17 protein-coding genes and 1 pseudogene are annotated in these 21111 nt (G+C 45.3%); 15 read left to right on the top strand and 3 right to left on the bottom strand.

What is annotated here, in order from left to right:
* Positions 1 to 102 precede the first annotated feature (102 nt).
* The 8 genes and pseudogenes from DRI82_RS20760 (at position 103) to DRI82_RS20725 (ending at position 9449) form a co-directional block, all read left to right on the top strand.
* Positions 103 to 699 (top strand): NAD(P)H-dependent oxidoreductase, encoded by a 597-nt coding sequence (locus tag DRI82_RS20760; RefSeq protein WP_114195808.1) that lies wholly within the window; start codon positions 103 to 105, stop codon positions 697 to 699.
* A 231-nt stretch (positions 700 to 930) separates the two neighbouring features.
* The gene (tssL, locus tag DRI82_RS20755; RefSeq protein WP_114195807.1) at positions 931 to 1611 is read left to right on the top strand and encodes a type VI secretion system protein TssL, short form; all 681 of its coding nucleotides are present in this window, start codon (positions 931 to 933) and stop codon (positions 1609 to 1611) included.
* 606 nt (positions 1612 to 2217) lie between these two features.
* On the top strand, positions 2218 to 3702 hold the full coding sequence (putP, locus tag DRI82_RS20750) for a sodium/proline symporter PutP (RefSeq protein WP_114195806.1): 1485 nt from the start codon (positions 2218 to 2220) through the stop codon (positions 3700 to 3702).
* A 114-nt stretch (positions 3703 to 3816) separates the two neighbouring features.
* Positions 3817 to 4501: pseudogene (locus DRI82_RS20745) on the top strand (IS1 family transposase).
* A 254-nt stretch (positions 4502 to 4755) separates the two neighbouring features.
* Complete coding sequence (locus DRI82_RS20740; protein WP_114195805.1) at positions 4756 to 5886, top strand: hypothetical protein; 1131 nt, start codon at positions 4756 to 4758, stop codon at positions 5884 to 5886.
* Positions 5883 to 7145, top strand: a complete 1263-nt coding sequence (locus DRI82_RS20735; RefSeq protein WP_114195804.1) for an ATP-grasp domain-containing protein — start codon at positions 5883 to 5885, stop codon at positions 7143 to 7145. Before DRI82_RS20740 ends, DRI82_RS20735 begins: the two co-directional genes overlap by 4 nt.
* Before the next feature lie 32 nt (positions 7146 to 7177).
* Positions 7178 to 8752 carry a B12-binding domain-containing radical SAM protein gene (locus DRI82_RS20730; protein ID WP_157968114.1) on the top strand — a complete coding sequence of 525 codons (1575 nt, stop codon included), beginning with the start codon at positions 7178 to 7180 and terminating at the stop codon, positions 8750 to 8752.
* A 10-nt stretch (positions 8753 to 8762) separates the two neighbouring features.
* Complete coding sequence (locus DRI82_RS20725; RefSeq protein ID WP_114195802.1) at positions 8763 to 9449, top strand: hypothetical protein; 687 nt, start codon at positions 8763 to 8765, stop codon at positions 9447 to 9449.
* A gap of 125 nt (positions 9450 to 9574) precedes the next feature.
* Here the strand turns inward: DRI82_RS20725 and DRI82_RS20720 are convergent.
* Positions 9575 to 10710, bottom strand: a protein-coding gene (locus tag DRI82_RS20720; RefSeq protein ID WP_114195801.1) for an IS3 family transposase whose coding sequence is annotated in 2 segments (ribosomal slippage) — positions 9575 to 10449 and positions 10449 to 10710 — 1137 coding nt in all. Because the reading frame shifts where the segments join, the coding sequence is not laid out codon by codon here.
* Between the two features lie 189 nt (positions 10711 to 10899).
* Between DRI82_RS20720 and DRI82_RS20715 the strand changes: the two genes are divergently transcribed.
* The 3 genes from DRI82_RS20715 (at position 10900) to mltB (ending at position 13002) form a co-directional block, all read left to right on the top strand.
* Positions 10900 to 11160, top strand: a complete 261-nt coding sequence (locus DRI82_RS20715; RefSeq protein ID WP_245956893.1) for a helix-turn-helix domain-containing protein — start codon at positions 10900 to 10902, stop codon at positions 11158 to 11160.
* Positions 11161 to 11356: 196 nt separating this feature from the next.
* Positions 11357 to 11698 (top strand): zinc ribbon domain-containing protein YjdM, encoded by a 342-nt coding sequence (locus DRI82_RS20710; protein ID WP_114195800.1) that lies wholly within the window; start codon positions 11357 to 11359, stop codon positions 11696 to 11698.
* Between the two features lie 188 nt (positions 11699 to 11886).
* Positions 11887 to 13002, top strand: coding sequence for a lytic murein transglycosylase B (mltB, locus tag DRI82_RS20705; RefSeq protein ID WP_114195799.1), 1116 nt, complete (start codon positions 11887 to 11889; stop codon positions 13000 to 13002).
* 75 nt (positions 13003 to 13077) lie between these two features.
* Here the strand turns inward: mltB and DRI82_RS20700 are convergent, their stop codons facing one another.
* A complete protein-coding gene (locus DRI82_RS20700) occupies positions 13078 to 13488 on the bottom strand; it encodes a VOC family protein (RefSeq protein ID WP_114195798.1) in 411 nt (136 codons plus the stop codon).
* A gap of 549 nt (positions 13489 to 14037) precedes the next feature.
* Here DRI82_RS20700 and DRI82_RS20695 point away from each other — a divergent pair.
* The 4 genes from DRI82_RS20695 to DRI82_RS20680 all read left to right on the top strand — a co-directional run bounded on the left by DRI82_RS20695 (position 14038) and on the right by DRI82_RS20680 (position 18899).
* On the top strand, positions 14038 to 14964 hold the full coding sequence (locus tag DRI82_RS20695) for a DMT family transporter (RefSeq protein ID WP_114195815.1): 927 nt from the start codon (positions 14038 to 14040) through the stop codon (positions 14962 to 14964).
* Between the two features lie 1037 nt (positions 14965 to 16001).
* Complete coding sequence (locus DRI82_RS20690; RefSeq protein WP_114195797.1) at positions 16002 to 16979, top strand: TRAP transporter substrate-binding protein; 978 nt, start codon at positions 16002 to 16004, stop codon at positions 16977 to 16979.
* 87 nt (positions 16980 to 17066) lie between these two features.
* Complete coding sequence (locus DRI82_RS20685) at positions 17067 to 17579, top strand: TRAP transporter small permease (RefSeq protein ID WP_114195814.1); 513 nt, start codon at positions 17067 to 17069, stop codon at positions 17577 to 17579.
* Between the two features lie 27 nt (positions 17580 to 17606).
* The gene (locus DRI82_RS20680) at positions 17607 to 18899 is read left to right on the top strand and encodes a TRAP transporter large permease (RefSeq protein WP_114195796.1); all 1293 of its coding nucleotides are present in this window, start codon (positions 17607 to 17609) and stop codon (positions 18897 to 18899) included.
* Positions 18900 to 19090: 191 nt separating this feature from the next.
* Here DRI82_RS20680 and DRI82_RS20675 read toward each other — a convergent pair whose 3' ends face one another.
* Positions 19091 to 21094, bottom strand: coding sequence for a heparinase II/III domain-containing protein (locus DRI82_RS20675; RefSeq protein WP_114195795.1), 2004 nt, complete (start codon positions 21092 to 21094; stop codon positions 19091 to 19093).
* Positions 21095 to 21111 lie beyond the last annotated feature (17 nt).

Here is a 21111-nt window from a genome sequence, read left to right as displayed (position 1 = left end):
ACCGATATCAACACCCATTCGGCTCAGGGACTGTGCTTTTGTTCGTGACATAACACACCTCCAATATAAGGGCTGACAGCAAGTGCAATTTTAGCAAGTTGAGTGGGGGCGAACCATTCCATTAGCTGCAACCATGCTGTTGCGCAAGTGATTGCAGAAACGTTGAAAGCAAATGGACATGAAGTTTTTTGGCATGATCTCCATCAGGAGGGCTTTAATCCTGTCATGCCCTCCAATGAATTAGTCAACGATAACAGCGAAGATCCGTTGATCACCGCACATCAGGAAGAGATTAAAGTGGTGGATGGCATCATTATCGTCCATCCAAACTGGTGGGGGCAACCTCCGGTTATTCTCAAAGGATGGGTAGACCGTGTTTTGCGGCAAGAGATTGCATATACTTTTCCCGACAATGACAGTGGTGGTGGACTTCCTATTGGACTGTTGAAGGCCAAAGTAGGCATCGTGTTCAACACGTCGAACACGCCTGCTCAACGGGAAGATGCGGTATTTTCAGATCCACTACAGCGTATCTGGAAAGACTGTATTTTCGGGTTTTGCGGTGTCCATACATTTGATCGGAGAATGTTTCGAATCGTAGCCGACAGTACGGCGTTAGAGCGTCAACTATGCTGGAGGAAACAAAAGAGCTTATCCATAGCTATTTTCCGTGCAGTTAGCGGAATTCGAGCTGAGTAGACCCGCTGGTTGCCCGGTCGGGTAATGTCGCGGAAGATGGTTACAGTAACCAAATTGAGGGGAAGTCCCTTTCATTCGCTAAGAAGGGTATCCTCAGTGCCGCCTCTGCCTCTTCCCTTATTTTACGATGATAAGCGTCAATTATCTGGAACTCAGATTAATAATGCTTATGTATCCTTGCTGGACACATGGTAATCTCTTGGTTTTATTCTGGTATGGTCAGGTTTATTCATGGATAGTATTGCTGACAATCCCGTTGCTCTCATTGATACCCTATTGCAGGACACATGGCTGTTTGCGCTAAAGGTAAAAAATGATCCCTCTGCGTTTGTCAGTGAGGCTGCTCATCATCAGGCGATAACGCTGGTGGAAAATGTGCGTGCTGCACTCACTGCGCGTGGTACCTCAGAACGCCATATTAAGGCCATCGCCTACGCGCAATGCGCATTGCTGGATGAAACCGCACTCACCTACCTTAATCCTGGGATACACAGCAAAGACAGTAATATCAATCTCGCTTGGCATGCATTGTCACTTCAAGCGCGTTTCTTTTCCACACTTGATGCGGGTAACCAGGTAGTGGAGCGCATTAAAGCCTTGCTGCACGAGCCAGCCCCTGACATGGGTGTCCTGACCTGTTACCAGCGGGTGTTGAACCTGGGGTTTCATGGGCGATTCAGCGAGAATTCGCCAGAACGCCAGACGTTGCTGGATTCGCTGAATGCGTTGGTGCCTGCCTTTGAACACCCAATGCCGCCCCCCATCATTGTGCATTATCGCCCACGCGCTCGGGATACGCTGCTGCATTCCTGCGTGCCATGGATCGCAATATCCGTGATGGTGACCGTAGGTTTAATCGTTGGGTTGCAGCTTTCTCTGCACCAGTTATTGCAGTCAGCCCTGCCGGGGTAAATGTAGCCTTCAACAACATCCGGCTGCACAGGTTTGGCATACCGGGTGACACAGATGACCTGATGCGCCTGCGGGATTAACGGCGATGGGCGGTAGCGTGCTGCTTTTTCAGGTCAGTTAATGTTGGTTTTCTGAAAAGGACATCACTATGACCAATTTGCCACCGGTATTCACCGGGCTGACCTTAAATCTTTATCATCTACGGGTAAAAGGCAGCAGCCTAACGCTCTCTTGTCTGAACAACGGATTATCAAATGCAAGGCTTATTGCTCAGAGAACAGTTCAACTAAATAGTAGCACTTTATAGTGCTACAGGTGGGAGTGATGCGCCTTAGCCGACCATTGAGCGCAGGGATGTACAATACGAGTCCTGAGACGGTTTACGGCGTGTCGGCGTTCTGCATTACTCCCACCTGTTTGACGTTTAAATTGGAGTGCTATTAAGCGCAGTGATTTAGGATGACCCGCTGTGATTCAACCAATATGAAACAAAACTATGTCAGGTCTAATAAAAAACATAATTTCAATGAGTTATTCAAACGGAGAGAGAAGCATGTCAGTGGTTCAAAATAGAACTGCCACTCAAGTACACCGGAGAGCAGGATAATGATGATAGCAACACCCATGCTGGTGACTTTTTTAATTTACATTCTGGGCATGATTATCATTGGCTTATTCGCCTATCGTGCAACCCATAATTTTGATGATTATATTTTAGGTGGACGCCGTTTAGGCAGCGTGGTGACGGCACTCTCTGCCGGGGCATCGGATATGAGTGGCTGGCTCCTGATGGGGTTGCCTGGGGCGATTTTCCTGGGGGGGATCTCCAGTAGCTGGATCGCCATTGGCGTGATTATCGGAGCCTACTGCAACTGGAAGCTGGTAGCGGGGCGCTTACGGGTACACACCGAGGCCAATAATAACGCCTTGACCTTACCGGATTATTTCACTAGTCGCTTTGAAGATTGCAGCAAACTGCTGCGCATTATTTCCGCCATTGTGATTCTACTGTTTTTTACCATCTATTGTGCCTCCGGCATTGTGGCTGGTGCGCGTCTGTTTGAAAGCAGTTTTGGCATGAGTTATAGCTCGGCGCTGTGGGCGGGAGCGGCGGCAACTATTATCTATACCTTTATCGGTGGTTTTCTCGCTGTCAGTTGGACCGATACTATTCAGGCCAGCTTGATGATTTTTGCCCTGATCCTGACACCCGTGGTGGTGGTAATGACACTGGGTGGCATCGATACCTCGATGATGATGGCGGCGGCGCAGAATTCGGCCAATCTTGATATGTTCAAGGGACTAAATATCGTCGCCATTATCTCGCTGATGGGGTGGGGATTGGGCTACTTTGGTCAGCCACATATTCTGGCCCGTTTTATGGCCGCCGACTCCCATCACTCCATGCATAATGCCCGCCGTATCTGCATCACCTGGATGATTCTGTGTCTCGGGGGGGCGGTTGCCACTGGTTTCTTCGGTATTGCCTATTTTGCCCATAATCCACAACTGGCGAGTGGAGTTCACGCCAATAGCGAACGGGTATTTATTGAACTGGCGATGGTGCTGTTCAATCCATGGATTGCCGGCATCCTGCTCTCGGCGATTCTGGCCGCCATCATGAGTACTCTCAGTTGCCAACTGTTGGTCTGCTCCAGTGCGATTACCGAAGATCTATACAAGGCGTTCCTGCGTAAAGGCGCAAGTCAGCGCGAGCTGGTGTGGGTGGGGCGGGTGATGGTACTGGCGATAGCGTTAATCTCCATTGCGCTGGCTGCTGATCCGAATAACCGCGTATTGGGTCTAGTCAGTTACGCCTGGGCCGGATTTGGTGCGGCATTTGGTCCAGTGATTCTGCTCTCCGTGATGTGGTCGCGTATGACACGTAATGGGGCGCTGGCCGGGATGGTGATCGGCGCGGCCACTGTGGTCTTGTGGAAACAGTATGGCTGTGCAGAATTGTACGAAATCATTCCTGGATTCCTGTTCGCTAGCATCGCCATCGTAGTGGTAAGCCTTATGGGAGCCAAGCCTTCAGCTACCATCGACAGCCGTTTTAAGCAGGCGGAAGCCGATTTCAAATCCGTATAATTTGTCGCTGAATCACGCCACTCTCAGCCCGATCAGGAGAGTGGCGTGATTCAAATAGGGGTAACGCCTCCAATTGGTTGAACCTGATGTATAATGCTCGCTTTTGAGTCTCTCATGGCCAGCATTAATGTTCATTGTCCCCGTCGTCAGTCTGCCTAGGTTTACCTTTATGGTCAGAACCCTAAAGGCCATGACAGATTTTGCTGCCGTGACTACCACCGCGTGTTTCTGCTCACTTACGCATATGATGCTCGTAAGCCAGGTGTCAAAGTGCAGATGGCTTGCAACGGTGCCGTAGTTCGCAATACTGCGCAAGGACGCTGAAAATCGGCATTAACACCGCCATTCGCACTTTAAAAAATCGCGCCACGACAAATAACATTACCTCTGGTCGCTCATGCTGCGTGAGCTTATCTGCGAACTCGATGAGCAATAGAGTTTTGTAGGTAGTAAAGCCCGACAGCGCAGGCTCTGGTATTCGTACAACACCAAAACAGGCGGAGTCCTGGCCTATACGTTCGGTCCCCGTACTGATGAGATTTGCCGTGAACTGCTGGCTCTGCTCACCCCTTTTAATATCGGAATGATAACCAGCTTTGACTGGGGCAGTTATGCCAGAGAAGTGCCGAAGGATAAGCATCTGACCGGCAGAATATTCACTCAGCGTATTGAGCGCAACAACCTGACGTTAAAAACCCGTATTAAGCGTCTGGCCCGAAAAAAAATCTGCTTCTCACGCTCGATTGAGTTGCATGAAAAAGTTATCGAGGTATTCATTGAAAAACATATGTTCTACTAATTGGAATCATTACCGATTTAAATAGGGAGTTAATATAGTAATAATAGATTAGTTGACATTTGACTTCATAACTCGGGGGGCACAAACATGAACCTGAGCTTTCAGGCATTTTTTGATACTGATGGGCTAAAGCTATCAAGAGCACCAAATGCTATGAACGTGTAGAGGTCGTTGGCGAAAATAAATCCCCAAATAAGTACGGAATGTTGGATAATGCTCTATTAAACTCAATTAACTATAAGGTCATTTGAAAGATGATGCTACATATTTTCTTGATGCTACTAATATCTGTAGGTCTACAGTTGTTGGGTTTACTAGCATTTTCTTGGGAAATACTTGAGTCAGGGGGGAGTAAGTTAGTTCTTGGTATTAACCTATCTTTAGTCGCATTAGTCCCTTTCCTGCTAAAAAAAGTTAAAATTATTAATTCGTACATGAAATATAAGACGAGACAACTGCTATTTGTTTTATCTTTAGTAGGGACTTCATTTACTCTTATCTTTGCTGTAGTAAACGTACATGAAAGCCATATAAGTTATCTTTTGGTCGCTTCCTTTATCTACAGCACTATTACTTCTCTTCTTGTTCAGTCAACTGAACAACTCAATTTGTATTGCAAAATAAAGGGTGGGGTAAATGCTTCGCAGTCATCAAAGCTCAGTAACTATGCCTCGCAGTTAGGTTCAATTGTATTCGCTCTCTTATTTGGATTTGTAATACATAACTACGGTTTTTCCGAACTTCTCTATTTGTGCTCATTCTCGATGTTATCATTATCCATATTGAGCTATTCATGTGACATTGCTGATGTTAATAATGCTGCAATCTCACCAGATAGAAAATTTGATAGTAATAGCGCAGAAAATTATCAGATAGATATATTCTTGTTGTTGTCCTTGGCCGTTGTCAATGCTGTTGTAACATTTGTCTTAATCTTGATAATGAATACTACTCCAAACTTTGACGTTCTAACTCTCGGTATAGCAGATGCGCTTGCAGGGGTAGGGGCAATGGTTGGTATCTATGTCGCTAGTAAATTACGTCTCGTTAAGCGCATTATATTACTTATTGCTTTGGTTGTGTCACAACTCACATTGGTATCATCTCTTTCAGAAGTTTTAATTTACATATCAATATTTGCATGGGGGGGAGCTCTCAATGGAATAAGGTACCAAGTGAGAACTAGTTTGAATTCGAAAGTTGATTCTTATAATGGGGCTTTAGAGGTATCGCTGTACTTGGTCAACGGTACAGTTCTTGTAAATGCATTAGTTCCATTGATTCTCGCTGTGTCTCTAAAAATAATCACTGCATTTGAAATGATGGTAGTGATTTCATTGCTATTAGTTGTTATTTTTTTGTTACCCAAGAGGTCGTGTAAATGAAAGAAAAAATAGGCGTAATACTCTCAAGTTTTGGTCTTTCTAATCTTATGTTTCATGAGTATATTAGCGAGTGTAAAGAACGGTTCATTTTGATGACTGATAAGTTGCAAGAATCTAATGTTAGAGATTTTTCAGGCTTCTATAAAGAAGTTTATTACTTTGACAATTTTGACTCCAATGCTCTTGTTGATAAGCTTGTTTTTGACTTAAGCCGTGACTTTAACATTGATAGAGTGATTTCGATTTTTGAGCCAGATATTCTCAGAGCATCATACATTAGGCAAGCTTTGGAAATAGAGGGGGATAGGCCAAGTAATATTGAGCTATTTCGAGATAAGGTGCTAATGAAAGAAATAGCTAGTAATGGGGGGTGTAGTGTTCCTGCTTTCAAAAAAATTAAGATGCCGACAGATTTTCTCTCTTTTATTAAATCTCATAGCTATCCTGTCTTTGTTAAACCTATATCATCATGTGGTTCAGTTGGAGCTTCGGCTATACGCAATGAACATGATGCATGTAACTTTCTATCTGAAATTAGCGGTGTAAGTAAATTTGATACCTTTAATACCGATTTTCAAGTAGAAGATTTTATTGATGGTAAATTCCATCATGTGGATGGGCTTGTAGTAAATTCAGAAATCGTTGCAAAGCGCATAGGTAAGTATAGTTCAAACGCCGATCTAGAAAGTATTAATGCAAAAGGTTACTGGTCAACAACGAGCTTGGATAAAAATGATAAACGGTATACATTAATAAATGATTTCATCCAAATGCTTACACTAGAGTTTTCCAAACGTAAAAGTAGTTTCTTTTTTCACTGTGAGGTTTTTTTAAAAAACGATGTGGTGTATTTGTGTGAGATTGCATGTCGTGCACCAGGGGGGGGAATGGCACTTGCGTGGGAGTATGCTTTTGGCGCATCTCCTTTTGAACTGTGTCTTGAATTGGAATTGCAAGGACATATTGACCAGTCTAAGTTGGAAATTATTAGGAATAATGCTCAAAAAGAAAAATTAGTGTCCTCAATTTGTTTACTACCCCTAACTGGCAAGTTTATTTCATCTCCGAAAGACTGTGAGCTAGATAGCGTGGTTCATTACAAAACTAACTTGTTAGAAGGAAATTACTATTATGGGGGTAAATATAGCGGTGATACTGATTGCGTCATGATATTGGAAGGAAGTGAGTCTGATGTATTAGATAAATCTGTATTTGAAGCACTCAGTTGGTATAGAGCTAATTCAATTTGGGAAAACTAAAATAAATTTACTTAAAAAGTCAGGGAATGGAGATGTTAAGAGTATTAGCAATCAGTGCTCCCCATTGGGAGGGAAAAGGTTTTGGCAGTGATGAACACCTGTGCAGTAGTACTCCATTTAGCTTATTAAATGCAGTTCGTGGAGCTTTTAAAAGAATTAATATGGCTGATAGTGCATGGTCAACTTCTAATTGGTCTGATGATGTAGAGCGATTTTCAACCATCTATATGTCTGATTATGAAGGGATAACATTGGATTTTTTGGATGAAAAGTTAAGTTCATTTAGGCCAAACTTAGTATTAATTGGGTCTATGACTTTATCCACAATCGGAGCGTATAAAGTTGCCAAACTTATCAAGGAAAAATTGGGAGATCAAGTCTTTATCCTATTAGGGGGGAAACACATTAATGAGACCATTTTTTTTGAAGATGGTGTTGTAAAGCATCATATTTCCAGCCCTATCAAACTGATGCAACGTGGCGAGTTAGATAATGTATTCGATGCTGTTGCTTCTGGGGACTGTGAAGATCTGATTGCTGAAATCGGTGAGGTTATATCTCATCTTTCAATGATTAGCCCTAACCGAGTCAACATAATTCCAAGAATATATTGGGATGTATTGGAAAATGCAAAGGGTGATTGGTGTTTAGTTTGGTTGGAAGATAATAATACCCAGATGCACTTAAAAGGAACAGGTAATTTAGATTATTCTACGTACCCAAATGTATATGAGTTTTATCCTATAAATACTAACTTCAAGGTTCTTGGCGGTAATAAAACTGCGCATGGATATAGTGACTCTAGCAAAGGATGTATGTACTCATGTCACTTTTGTTCCGAAAGTGCTCATGTAAATGGGAAAGTGCGAAACATTTCTACATCTGTAGCAAACTTAGTAAATACTTTTAGGAAAGTACTAGAGATTGGAAGAAGTGGTACGAGTATATTTGTGGAAGACTCTATTTTTTTGCAGGCATCTCCGAAAGGGTTGAGAGATTTTCATACAGCAATGAAGGATTTAGGTATAACTGCTAAATTTGGTTGTCAATTTACGGTAGATAACATACTTAATCCAAAAGTTGGAGCATTGATTTCTGAGCTAACTGAGATTGGATTGAATTACATTTTTGTAGGGTTGGAAACCAATAATGATGAGCTTGCATCATTAATGAGTAAGAATAGAAATCAGAAGATAATATATAACGATAAGAAAGCTACATGGATCGATAAAGTAAAGTTAATGTTTGAGTTTTGTGAGGATAACAATATCCAGTTAGGTGTCTCTTTATTATTCGGGCTTGGTGAAAGCCAAGAAGATCGCAGGAATCTTCTTAATTTAATTAAAATATGGCAAACAAACTGTGGCTACCCATCAGTTGTAAGTATGAACTGGGCTGTAAAGCACCCACTCCGTAATGTAGATGTTGGTAATCAATATAAGTATTTTGATTGGGGATTTTCTCGGGAAGATCCAAGAACTCCTTATTTAACAAGGCTTTTTGGGGAGGTTTCGGATAAGTATAACTTGGATGGAGTTGAGTCGATGACTTTAGATGAGGTGATCGAGGTAAGTGAATTGTATTCTAAACTTACTAATAACATATAGGTGTGATGATATGCTATATAAAAATAAGTCTTCAATAGCTTACGGGCTGTTTAAGAATGAAAATTTCCCAGATAGCATTGTTAGCTATCTTGATGTTCAGTCTAAAATAATTGCTTCTATCCTTGTGAATTATAAAGGCTTGCTGGAGGTAGGGTGTGGAAAAGCGGAAAACTTACCTATTGCAGTTCAGTGTGGAGTATCTTATTTAGGGGTAGATCCTGTATTAGACTATGTTTCAGATTCTTTGTCATTGTGTGAAAAAGAAAATGCACAGGTAGTCGTAGGTTATGCTGAAAACATAAAACAGATTATAGCGGACTATAATGTATATGATTTTTTACTTCTCTACCCTTTTAACTGTATTGGCAATATGGAAAACTATATAGAGGTCTGCAAAGCACTAACAAGTACTAATAGCGACTATATTATATTCTCTTACTCAATTGATGAGCCATCTGTTTCCGAAAGGATCAAGTATTATAGTAGCTGTGAACTTGGAGATTTGCGAGTGATACACAATAGTTCCGATATTCAGATAATTTCTTCTGAGGGTTTGAGTTCTCGTGCGTTCGCCCCTTCCCATCTTAAGGAAGCATTAGGTGCTAGTTGTAACATTTATAGTTTTGCAAACATTGGACTACTTTATACCAACTTAAACTTAGATCCTATCCCAAAAGAGATTGTCAGAATTCAGTAACTGACAATTCCTGAGGGTGTGATATGGCAGTCAACAAGTGGCGAATCAGTGATGGGCGGATTGAATCGCCACTGTTAATCTAAATTGATGTGGTCTAGCAATATCGGACACTGATTAAGGTTTTTTTACGCCACATGTTTCTCTTTAGCATGTGGCGTCTGACCATCATTAAAACTGTGCGGTCTGTGATGATTATAGTAATGGGTTATGTAATTCAAGATATCTGCCTTCGCTTCGTCCACATTCCGATAACCATATTCTGGTATCCATTCCGATTTCAGGCTTCTGAAGAACCTTTCCATTGGGGCGTTATCCCAGCAATTTCCACGCCGGCTCATGCTTTGTTCCATTCTGTAATGCCATAACTTTTGCCGATAAGCACGACTGCTATAATGGCTATCTTGATCGCTATGGAACATCACTCCTTGTGGACATCCCCTTGATTCATAAGCTATGCGCAGCGCATTCCCTGTCAGCACGCTGTCCGGGGAGAGTGATAAAGACCATCCAATGACCTTTCTGGCATAAAGATCCAACACAACGGCAAGATAGAGCCAGCACTGACCCGCCCAGATGTAAGTGACGTCACCACACCAGACTCTATTCGGGCGGTCGACTCCAAAAGCACGTGCCAGGCGATTCGGAGCATATTTCACTTCTTCTTTGGCTAACCTGTAACGGTGCCTGCGCTGTTGCGTACTTGTCAATCCGGCTTCTTTCATCAGGCGACGGGCTTTGTTTCGACCCACTGCATAGCCTTGCGCTTTTAGTGAAGCCGATAATGTTCGGGCTCCTGCTGAACCACGACTTTCCCGATGCAGTTCACACAGTCGCTCCCTTTGTTCTTTTCTGACTGTTTTCTCGGGTACACGCTGGTAGTAATAGCGGCTGCGTGCAACACCAAAAAGCACACATAACTCAACCACAGGATAACGCTCACTCAATATCTTAATCACTTTGAGCGAGTGAATGATTCCGACATTAAGAGAGCGGTAGCCTCCTTTAAAATATTTTTCTCACGTTCAATCCTGCGTATCTGTGCTTCAAGCTCCTGAATACGTTGCTGTTCAGGCGTCAGGGCTTTGCTTGCTATGGGGGTTACTCCACCTCGCTCGCTATTGAGTTGACGAACCCAACGGCGCATAACGGTTTCACCCACCCCCATCGCTTCACAGGCTTGCACGACAGAATAACCTCTGTCGAGGACAAGGCTTGCAGCCTCACATTTGAATTCTGGAGAAAAAACACGTCTACTTTTCATTGAACACCTCTTTAATATATCGGGGAAGTTTATCACCCTTAATACGTGTCCAATATCATTAGGCCACATCACGTGCTCGGTGAGTGTGATCGGGCCAGCGACTGCACGCTATTTATCGCTTTTATGCTAGAGAAAATACGGGCCGCGTTAGGTGAAGGTATTGATGTCCAAAAAGCTGGATCTGTCAAAATGCCGGTACAAATGCCGGTACAAATGCCGGTACAAATGCCGGTACAAATGCCGGTAGAAAATCCGCAGCCACTTACACCCACGGCACAAGGGATCCTGGATATCCTCGTTGCCAATCCGGCCATTACCATTTCCCAAATGGCGGATAAATTGGCCGTGAATCGTCGGACGATTGAACGTAATATCAAGATATTACAGGATAAAGGGCGATTGCTTCGAGTGGGTGCGACCAAAAGTGGATACTGGCAGGTTGTGTCATAACGTTGGCATTGTCTATTTCGTTAAATTTCATCTGACTATGCCACGATGGGATATCGCCACCGAATCCCATTATCCCACCCAAGCCAAATCGCTGTCCTTTGACCTTATAAAAAGTGTAAAATCTACACCCACTAAGACTAGGGTCTCTTATTTATAACGTTTTTAAATTTATCCGATTTATTTTCAAGAGGTTAACGTGACGCAACTACCAAATTGTCCAAAATGCGGTTCTGAGTTTACCTGGCAGGAAGGCGAGCAACTGAACTGTCCTGAGTGCGGTCATGAGTGGTCTGCCAATGGCACTTCGACGGCAGATGACGATGGTCTGGTCGTGAAGGATGCCAACGGTAACCTGCTCGCTGATGGTGATTCTGTTACCGTTATCAAGGATCTGAAAGTCAAAGGCAGCTCCTCGACGCTGAAAATCGGTACAAAAGTCAAAAGCATCCGTCTGGTCGAAGGCGATCACAACATTGACTGTAAAATTGATGGTTTTGGTCAAATGAAGCTGAAATCAGAGTTTGTGAAGAAAAACTGATCGGCCTGACGCTTTCCACCAAGGCTTTCACTTTTAGCTACTGCTGTTGTATTTCCCCCGTATATGACGGCAGTTCCCCTTAACGGTATTCATACTCACACGCCGAGATTGGTCACATATTCCTGTTTGTTCGCGGCAGACAATGCCTTAACATAGCGTTCACTTTTGTATGGCTTTATGGATCCCCGATGCGTCATTTGGCTGCCATTTTACCCCTGCTAACTTTACTCGCTGCCTGTAGCAGTAAACCGACCCCTCCTGCAGAGGCTCCGCAGGAACCTGCCCCAAGCGGCGGTTTCATGCTCGAACCCGCGCACACCGGTTTGCTGTTGAACGGTGATTTTGCGAATAATCCCGCTACGAACAATTTTATTGACAAAATGGTGCGTGAGCACGGTTTTGATCGTCAGCAATTGCACGATGTGCTGGCCCAAACTCAGCGGCTGGACTGGGTTATTCGTCTGATGGATAAGCAAGCCCCTGCGCCATCCACGTCACGGCCACCGTCAGGTCCAAACGGGGCGTGGAAGCGCTATCGCAATCAGTTCATTACCCCGTCCAATGTGCAAAATGGTGTGGTCTTCTGGAATCAGCATCAAGATGCGTTGCAGCGCGCCTGGCAGCAATATGGTGTGCCGCCTGAAATTATCGTCGGAATCATCGGTGTTGAGACCCGCTGGGGACGAGTTATGGGTAAAACCCGAATCATTGATGCGCTGGCGACATTGGCTTTTGCTTACCCACGCAGGGCGGAGTACTTTTCTGGCGAATTGGAAACCTTCCTGCTGATGGCTCGCACCGAAGGAGACGATCCGCTCTCTCTGCGCGGTTCGTATGCGGGGGCGATGGGCTATGGTCAGTTTATGCCGTCGTCATTCAAGAACTACGCGGTGGATTTTGACGGCGATGGTCATATCAATTTGTGGGATCCCGTTGATGCTATCGGTAGCGTCGCCAATTACTTCAAAGCCCATGGTTGGGTTAGTGGCGGCGCAGTGGCTGTACCGGCTGCCGGGCAGGCACCGTCGCTCACACAAGGATTCAACACGCGTTATCCGCTCTCGACGCTGTCGGCTGCGGGACTGACACCGGAGGTTTCCCTCGCGGGCTATCAGGAAGCCAGTCTGCTGCGACTCGATCTGGGTAGCCATTATCAATACTGGTATGGCTTGCCCAACTTTTACGTTGTCACCCGTTACAATCACAGTACTCATTATGCGATGGCGGTCTGGCAGTTAGGTGAGGCGGTGGGCAGGGTGCGGCAGGGCAGCTATAACTCGACAGGGCTGTTGGCTACCAAGTAGATCATTGGTTGTCACTGAAAATAAATAACATGTTTTGCTGACGGCGAATGCCGTCAGCAATGACGTGCCATGTGATCAGACCGGCGTCTGTTCACAATTGACGATCCAGGAAACGCCAAACTTATCAGTCAGCATGCCAAATCCCTCAGTCCAGAACGTCGGGCCAAACGGCATGATCACCGCACCTCCCGCCGATAGCGCATCAAATGTTTTCTGCCCTTCAGGGACGTCGTGGGCACAAATCGATAGCGAAAAACCTGACATATTGCTCTTTTCCCCGCAACTGTCAGACGCGAATATTGCGCTTTCGTTAACGCGATAAACGGCGTGCATGATGTTTTCAGGATCGGCGCCATGCATATCTTCATCGGCTGGTGCCTCTTTATAGCGATACAAAAACTCAATTTTTCCGCCAAGGGTCTCCAGATAAAAATTCAGGGCCTCTTCGCAGTTACCGTTAAAAAACAGATAAGGTGTAACAGTCATATAAACCTCCATTGAACCAATCGGCATCCGGGTTGCGGATCGGTTATTCAGACTTCGGTGAACAGGATGGCAGGAGGTATCCCAGCCATTTTCTGATAGACACCAGCTCCTTATTTCCGATTATCACCATAACCCACATAAATCAGTAAGATAGACATGAAAATTTTGTAGGGTACTGAAATTAAAGCCGTTTAAATTTCGTCAGTGATATGCTGATGTTCTCTAAGAATAGCTACAATTCGCATTATCTGGCAGAGTGTTTTTCCCGTAGTTGCTGGATCACTCACAGAAGATAACGATCACGTTATGCTTTTTGCCGAACCGCCAGACCCCCTCCGTTGCCGGACAAAACATCTTTTATGCGCTCTCCGATGAAAATTTGGGGAGAAGACCCACTTTTGTATAAAGTGGGGTAAATTATGGCCGCTTCACGGAAAATGCACTTTTATGGTGCTTAAAGTGGCAAAGGGTGACCTGAGTCAGGACTTTTCCAGCAGATATCGTTATAACGAAACGGTATTTCATTTTTCATTGAAAAAGGATGTTCTTGTGGAACGCAGTTCGCCGCTTTTTACCAATACCAAATTTGTTTTCCTTTGTGCGACCTTCTGTTGCCTCCTTTGGGGGAGTGCTTACCCGGCGATCAAAAACGGTTATGAGCTGTTTCATATCTCGCCGGATGATATTCCCAGCAAGATGGTTTTTGCGGGTTACCGTTTTTTGCTTGCTGGGATCGTTTTGCTGATATTTGCGGTTGCCTGCGGTAAATCGATTGGCCGGATGAAGCCAGCGCACTACAAGCAAATGGTCATTCTTGGCTTGACGCAAACGTCATTGCAGTATGTTTTCTTCTACATTGGTTTGGCGTATACCACGGGTGTGAAGGGTTCCATCATGAATGCCACCGGCACTTTCTTCAGTGTTCTGTTGGCACATTACATCTATCAGAACGATCGCTTGAGCTTCAATAAAGTCATTGGCTGTGTGCTGGGCTTTGCTGGCGTGATGGTGGTGAATTTTAGCCCCGATTTAACGGATTTCACCTTTACGTTGGTGGGCGAAGGTTCGGTCGTGCTGGCCGCTTTTATTCTTTCCGCTGCCACCATTTACGGTAAGCGTATTTCCCAACACATGGACAGCACGGTGATGACGGGGTACCAACTCGCCATTGGTGGTCTGGCTCTCACGCTGGGCGGTTATCTCTTTGGGGGTGATCTGAACGAGTTCGGCTGGAAGGCGCTGCTGTTGCTGGGCTATCTGGTTCTGCTGTCATCGGTCGCGTTTGCCCTGTGGAGCTTATTGCTCAAATATAACCGGGTGGGAATGGTTGCCCCCTTTAATTTCCTGATTCCGGTATCTGGCGCGGTACTTTCCGCTATCTTCCTGAATGAGAGCATTCTCGAGTGGAAAAATGCCCTGGCCTTGCTGCTGGTGTGTGGGGGGATTTGGCTGGTTAACCGGATAAAGCAGGTTTAACGACTCGCCATACTTCAAGCGGTAAGCGTAAGACGGCAAGAATGCGACTGGGTTGCAGACTTGCCGTTTTGCTTTCTTATTTATAATCCTGCGTTCTTTCGTTAAAACGTATTACATACTGCGGATAACGTTTATTCCTCACTGGAATTTAATTTTTAATCCGATAAAAAATGGAATATTCATAACATAATCACGATGCTCTGATGGGCTTTTGGTCATATTCATTATTAATTGAGAATAGCACGGGTTGTTATATGTAAATGTTCATTTCATTACTTAATTAAATGAAATTTCCATCTTGCTTTCCGCAGGACTAATCCTAATTGTTGTATCTGAATACAGGCTATGAGAAGTGTAATTTCTGCATGAAATACACTTTATCAGAAACGTTTTATCAAGCGGGGAAGCTATTTTGGTCAGACCAAAATAGCAATCCTCTATGACATCTCACATGAAGTGGTAAAGGCGATTTAGCACAAAGAACATTTTTCTGTGAAATGTGAATAATCGTGGTAGACAGCATTTCCAATGAAAACCAATGTAACTTAATGATATTAAATAAATTGTTTAATCTTGTTATTCAAGTTGGATATTACCTTAAGGAGGGGAATACTTAGGGGTCTTGTCGTGTTCGCATTCGGTTTTCAAATGAAATAAATAGTCAATAAAATTTTCAGGCTGTTCTCTTTTGTGTGATTTAATTCAGGTTTTATTGCTGTTTATTAATGTAATTACATTGTTTCTGTGTGATATAAAATACGTTTCTTCAATTGCTTTCAGCTGAAATAATTACAATCTTTGGTTATTAAAATGCCATTTCGATAAAAATCAAATACGATTTCATTGATATTTGTTTTTGTGATTAGGTTCAACTTAAAAACCTGTGTGATAAGTTACTTTATAACCACTGTAAGTAGGTGTTTCATTTCTTTTCTTTCTAAAAATTTCTATTGCAGGGAAGTGAGTTAAAAAACTTAGTCGTACGTTATTTAGTCTGAGAACAATCAATTAAAATTATTGCCCTTGGAGATACACTGATGAAATTATCCAAAGTTCTACTCGGCATTTGTCTTACTTCAGCCACCTTGATGAGCAGTTATTCTGTTTTGGCCCAAACGTTTAAAGCTGCCGATGTGCATCCTCAGGGATACCCTAACGTCGTGGCTATTGAGCACATGGGGGAGAAATTAAAAGCAGCCACCAATGGTCGTCTTGATATCAAAACCTTCCCAGGTGGGGTATTGGGTGACGAAAAGCAAATGATTGAACAGGCGCAGATCGGTGCCATTGATATCATCCGCGTCTCCATGACGCCAGTTGCCGCAATTCTGCCTGATATCAATATGTTCACATTGCCCTATATTTTCCGCGATGAAGATCATATGCACAAAGTTCTTGACGGCATGGTTGGCAAGGATATCGGCGATCGCCTGACCAATAGCCCTAAATCTCGCATGATTTTCCTGGGATGGATGGATAGCGGTACGCGTAACCTCATCACCAAAGCACCAGTGCAAAAGCCTGAAGATCTTAAAGGTATGAAGATCCGCGTTCAGGCAAGCCCGGTAGCATTGGCAACCCTCAAGGCAATGGGTGCTAACTCCGTGGTAATGGGCGTCAGTGAGGTATTCAGTGGAATGCAGACTGGCGTAGTTGATGGCACTGAGAATAATCCACCCACATTCGTTGCCCACAACTATTTACCCGTTGTGAAGAATTATACCTACAGCCGTCACTTTATTATTCCTGAAGTCTTTCTGTTCTCCAAAACCAAGTGGGATAAGTTAGCCAAGGAAGATCAGGATTTACTGCTCAAGTTCGCCAAAGAAGCACAACAGGAGCAGCGTGAGTTGTGGACGGTATACAACCAGAAATCTCTGGATACGATGAAAGCTGGCGGTGTGCAATTCCACGAGATGGATACGGATTATTACTACAAAGCAACCCAATCCGTTCGTGATGAATTCGGCAAGGGCCATGAAGATCTGATCAAACGTATTGCAGAAGTACAGTAAGGCCAGACGGGGCAGTATGCAGTATAGACCTACCAAATGCAGTGTGCTGCCCCACGCAAGCTTCATCTTTATATAGGTATTATTATCATGGGCCGTAACTATTCATCACTCATGGATGTTATTTATCGCATCTCCATGTGGGTATCTGGCATTGCTTTGTTACTCATGGTGGCGGTAATTCCTGTTGGTATATTTGCGCGTTACGTCTTGAATAGCGCGTTGTCCTGGCCAGAACCGGTCGCAATTATGTGTATGGTGACGTTTACCTTTATTGGTGCAGCAGTGAGCTATCGTGCAGGCTCCCATATTGCCGTGTCCATGGTGACCGACCGTCTTCCGCCTCACTTGCAGAAGATCAGCGCCTTATTGGCCGATCTGATGATGCTGGCTATCAGCGTGTTCATTCTGATTTACAGCTACGCGTTGTGCAGTGAATTGTGGGAACAACCCGTTGCGGAATTCCCTCTTCTTACGGCAGGGGAAACGTATTTGCCACTTCCGATAGGATCGGCAGTTACGATACTTTTTATTATTGAGCGAATCCTTTTTGGTTCTCAGCAACATCGTCCAGTAGTGATGTTGGGTTCAGCAGAAAGTTAATACAGAACGATATTCAGGAGCCCTCCCATGGATGCTTTTATATTGGTTGCCTCGTTAGCCGTTATGTTGGCTATCGGCGTTCCCGTTGCTTACGCAGTGGGTATCAGTGCTATTGTTGGCGCATTGTGGATCGATATTCCGCTTGAAGCGGTAATGATCCAATTAACCAATGGGGTAAATAAATTCTCATTATTGGCAATTCCTTTCTTTATATTGGCTGGTGCAATTATGGCCGAAGGAGGTATTGCCCGACGATTGGTAAACTTTGCCTACATTTTCGTCGGCTTTATTCGCGGTGGCCTTTCTCTGGTCAACATTGTGGCCTCAACATTTTTTGGCGCGATCTCTGGTTCTTCAGTAGCGGATACGGCCTCCATCGGCTCCGTTATGATCCCGGAAATGGACAAGAAAGGCTATCCTCGCGACTTTGCTGCGGCGGTAACGGCGAGTGGTTCGGTTCAGGCAATTTTGACCCCACCCAGCCATAACTCGGTAATCTATTCACTGGCAACTGGTGGTACCGTCTCCATTGCTGCACTGTTCATCGCCGGGATCTTGCCTGGTTTATTACTCAGTTTCACCCTGATGGTGATGTGTGTCTGCTTCGCCCATAAGCGCGGTTATCCAAAAGGGGAAAGAATCCCTTTCCGTCAGGCAGTCAAAATATTTGTGGATACGCTGTGGGGATTAATGACTGTGGTCATTATCATGGGAGGGATCCTCTCCGGTATCTTTACCGCCACTGAATCAGCCGCAATCGCCTGTTTATGGTCATTCTTCGTCACCATGTTTATCTACCGTGACTATAAATGGTCAGAACTGCCAAAACTGATGTACCGTACGGTAAAAACCGTCACGATCGTTATGATTCTTATCGGCTTTGCAGCAGCGTTCGGCGGCATCATGACGTATATGCAACTGCCAGCGCGCATTACCGAGATGTTCACGTCCTTCTCCGACAACAAATATGTGATCCTGATGTGCATCAACATCATGTTGCTGTTGATCGGTACCCTGATGGACATGGCTCCGTTGATCCTGATCCTGACCCCGGTACTGCTGCCGGTCACCAACTCTTTGGGTATCGATCCGGTACACTTTGGGATGATTATGTTGGTTAACCTGGGTATTGGTCTGATCACGCCGCCGGTAGGTTCGGTACTGTTTGTGGCCAGTGCGGTGAGTAAGCAGAAAATAGAACAGGTGGTGAAAGCGATGCTGCCATTCTATGCGGTGCTGTTCCTGGTACTGATGGTTATCACCTACGTTCCAGAAATATCGTTGTTCCTGCCGAAATATTTCGGTGTACACACCGGTTAAGCACTTTTTCCCTTAAGTTTTATAATGATGCCCATTACGCGAGTAATGGGCATTTTTACGTTATCGGAGGGAGCAACAAACAGCGGATTATTTTGGACTGACCAACTTATCACTAGCCTTGCGCATATGAGGTTGCAGGAAATACGTTCATTGAAGAAAAAAGCCGGTATGTCGCCATACCGGTAACTCACTCAACTCACGACAGGTAGCACAGAGGGATCGACAGAAAGGTCAAACTGTTGATCTCCCGTTGCGCGGGACAGAACGACCGTCGTGCGATCGTCCTTTTTTTCAATCGTTACAGACAGCAGTGGCGCGACGTCATTAAGATCGTAAACGCAGGCGAACTGCGCCTCGGTATTTTCACTGCGCAAAATCAGATAACTCAGATCGCGCACCGACGGATTTGCCGGGGCAACACCCTGAAAGATCGTCGCATCTGCATTCAGCCAAACCGATAACGTACCGGCAGCTGTGTTGAACTGCCGCAATTGGGTGCCCTGTAAAGGGGTCGCAACAACTTCATGCAGATGGCGCAGTGGCCCGGAATCGGTAAAGGTTGTGGGTTCTCCTTGCGGATCGAGAGCTTCACCGTCGACATGCAGCGTCCAGTCCAACTGCTGCTGATGCGGGTTGTGGATATTGCTGACATCAATAATGGCGTCATCCAGCCACAGAATACGACGACGGAAAATGACGTTCTTATAGGATTCGCTGTTCCACTGGATTCGCGTATGGCTGTCCAGCACCGGTGCCGGTTTACTCCAGTCCACCTGCGTGTCCAGCCAGGCAAACGCCGCTTCCTGATGCCAATTCAACACGTCAGGTACCGCAGGCGGTTGATTGGTTTGATTGATGCTCAGTGTGTTATGGGTCGGGCTGTTTTTATAATACCCATAGTGGAGTTCAGCGCCGTAACCGGTGGTACCGAGATCCGGCAATATCTCCTTGCCGTTATTGAACAAGATGATATTCAAACGATCGTAGTGATCGTGTTCGCCGCCGTAAGGGCTGTGTTTGACCAGCAATGCGCGCTGGTGGGCAGGGTTTCGCAAAACGCTTAGACCACAGCCCGGCGCGTGCACATTCCCCACGGGGATCAAGGCGATAGGCGCTTGCGGTAAGTCATCGACACCGTACAACAGGGCATCGAGATTGCGCCGTGGCGATTGGCGATAGCAGTATTGCAATGCTGCGGCATAGTCGTCGCCGCCATAAATCTGATAGGCAAACTCGTAGATATGGCTATGATTGAGTTTCTCCTGACCCGCAATACAGTCGTTGATGCGTGGGAACGTGGCGTCGGGCATCAGTAACTGCAAGGGAAAACTCAGCATGCGGCGGTACTGCGGCAGATCCAACAGGCTATACCGACTTCCCCGCGCCAGTTTTTCAAAGGACCAAAAGCCCTGTAACGCGTAGAAGTGGTAATGAATCGATCCTTCAAACCACAATCCTTCGGCGAGCAAGCCGTGTTCCAATTGATGACGCAGGCCATACTCCGCGTTGACGGCAAACGCCAGATAGGCATCATCGTCGAGGATCATACCGATCACGCCGATCGTACTGCTGATTTTTACTTCATGATTATGTAATTGTCGCGCGCGGTGCTGAACCAAAAAGTCAGCGCCTGCCCGGAGCAGGCGCGTAACAATATAGTCCCGCTGTTCCTGGGTCAGCGCCTCGGCAATGAAATCATAGCCGAGGGTGAAATCCAGGTGGCAGTTGGCTTCGCACAGGGTTTGCGCGTTGGCTTTGCCCGGTCCGTTATAGGGAATGCCGCCGTGTATTTCATAGTCAGGATAGTAGCGGGCATAACTCATCAGGATATCGCGTACCTTCTCGAGATAACGTGTCTCCCCGGTCAGTTGCCACAACAAACCCAATTGATTACAGGCTTTGGCATTCAGTCCATTCAGCCCACGCCACCAGGCACCATCGTAAGGCTCACCCGTAAATACCTTGTTATCGATCGGGCAGCGGTGGGCCGCCGGGGAGTGACGATCCCAAAGCAGTCGCACGCCGTGCTCGGGACAGAAATAGTAGAGGTTCCAGGTCGCGATACCGGTCTTGGGAACGCAGGTTTCCGAGTTTAAAATCACCCGATTCGCGGCCATGAGGGCCGTCACTATTTCCGGTTGTTGCTGCACACGCTGCTGGATTCTGTCCCACTGCGGCTTGCTGAACTGCTTCATCTGTCGGATGTCCTTGG

Origin of the sequence: Edaphovirga cremea (assembly GCF_003332275.1) — a bacterium.
GTDB lineage: Bacteria > Pseudomonadota > Gammaproteobacteria > Enterobacterales > Enterobacteriaceae > Edaphovirga > Edaphovirga cremea.
The sequence above is the reverse complement of the archived record's forward strand: the minus strand, read 5'-3'. Positions and strand labels throughout refer to the sequence as shown.

Excerpts from the sequence above, each read along its gene's own strand:
- tssL (WP_114195807.1), top strand. The coding sequence starts at position 931 with ATGGATAGTATTGCTGACAATCCCGTTGCTCTCATTGATACCCTATTG.
- putP (WP_114195806.1), top strand. The coding sequence starts at position 2,218 with ATGATGATAGCAACACCCATGCTGGTGACTTTTTTAATTTACATTCTG.
- DRI82_RS20740 (WP_114195805.1), top strand. The coding sequence starts at position 4,756 with ATGATGCTACATATTTTCTTGATGCTACTAATATCTGTAGGTCTACAG.
- DRI82_RS20735 (WP_114195804.1), top strand. The coding sequence starts at position 5,883 with ATGAAAGAAAAAATAGGCGTAATACTCTCAAGTTTTGGTCTTTCTAAT.
- DRI82_RS20730 (WP_157968114.1), top strand. The coding sequence starts at position 7,178 with ATGTTAAGAGTATTAGCAATCAGTGCTCCCCATTGGGAGGGAAAAGGT.
- DRI82_RS20725 (WP_114195802.1), top strand. The coding sequence starts at position 8,763 with ATGCTATATAAAAATAAGTCTTCAATAGCTTACGGGCTGTTTAAGAAT.
- DRI82_RS20715 (WP_245956893.1), top strand. The coding sequence starts at position 10,900 with ATGCCGGTACAAATGCCGGTACAAATGCCGGTACAAATGCCGGTACAA.
- mltB (WP_114195799.1), top strand. The coding sequence starts at position 11,887 with ATGCGTCATTTGGCTGCCATTTTACCCCTGCTAACTTTACTCGCTGCC.
- DRI82_RS20700 (WP_114195798.1), bottom strand. The coding sequence starts at position 13,488 with ATGACTGTTACACCTTATCTGTTTTTTAACGGTAACTGCGAAGAGGCC.
- DRI82_RS20690 (WP_114195797.1), top strand. The coding sequence starts at position 16,002 with ATGAAATTATCCAAAGTTCTACTCGGCATTTGTCTTACTTCAGCCACC.
- DRI82_RS20685 (WP_114195814.1), top strand. The coding sequence starts at position 17,067 with ATGGGCCGTAACTATTCATCACTCATGGATGTTATTTATCGCATCTCC.
- DRI82_RS20680 (WP_114195796.1), top strand. The coding sequence starts at position 17,607 with ATGGATGCTTTTATATTGGTTGCCTCGTTAGCCGTTATGTTGGCTATC.
- DRI82_RS20675 (WP_114195795.1), bottom strand. The coding sequence starts at position 21,094 with ATGAAGCAGTTCAGCAAGCCGCAGTGGGACAGAATCCAGCAGCGTGTG.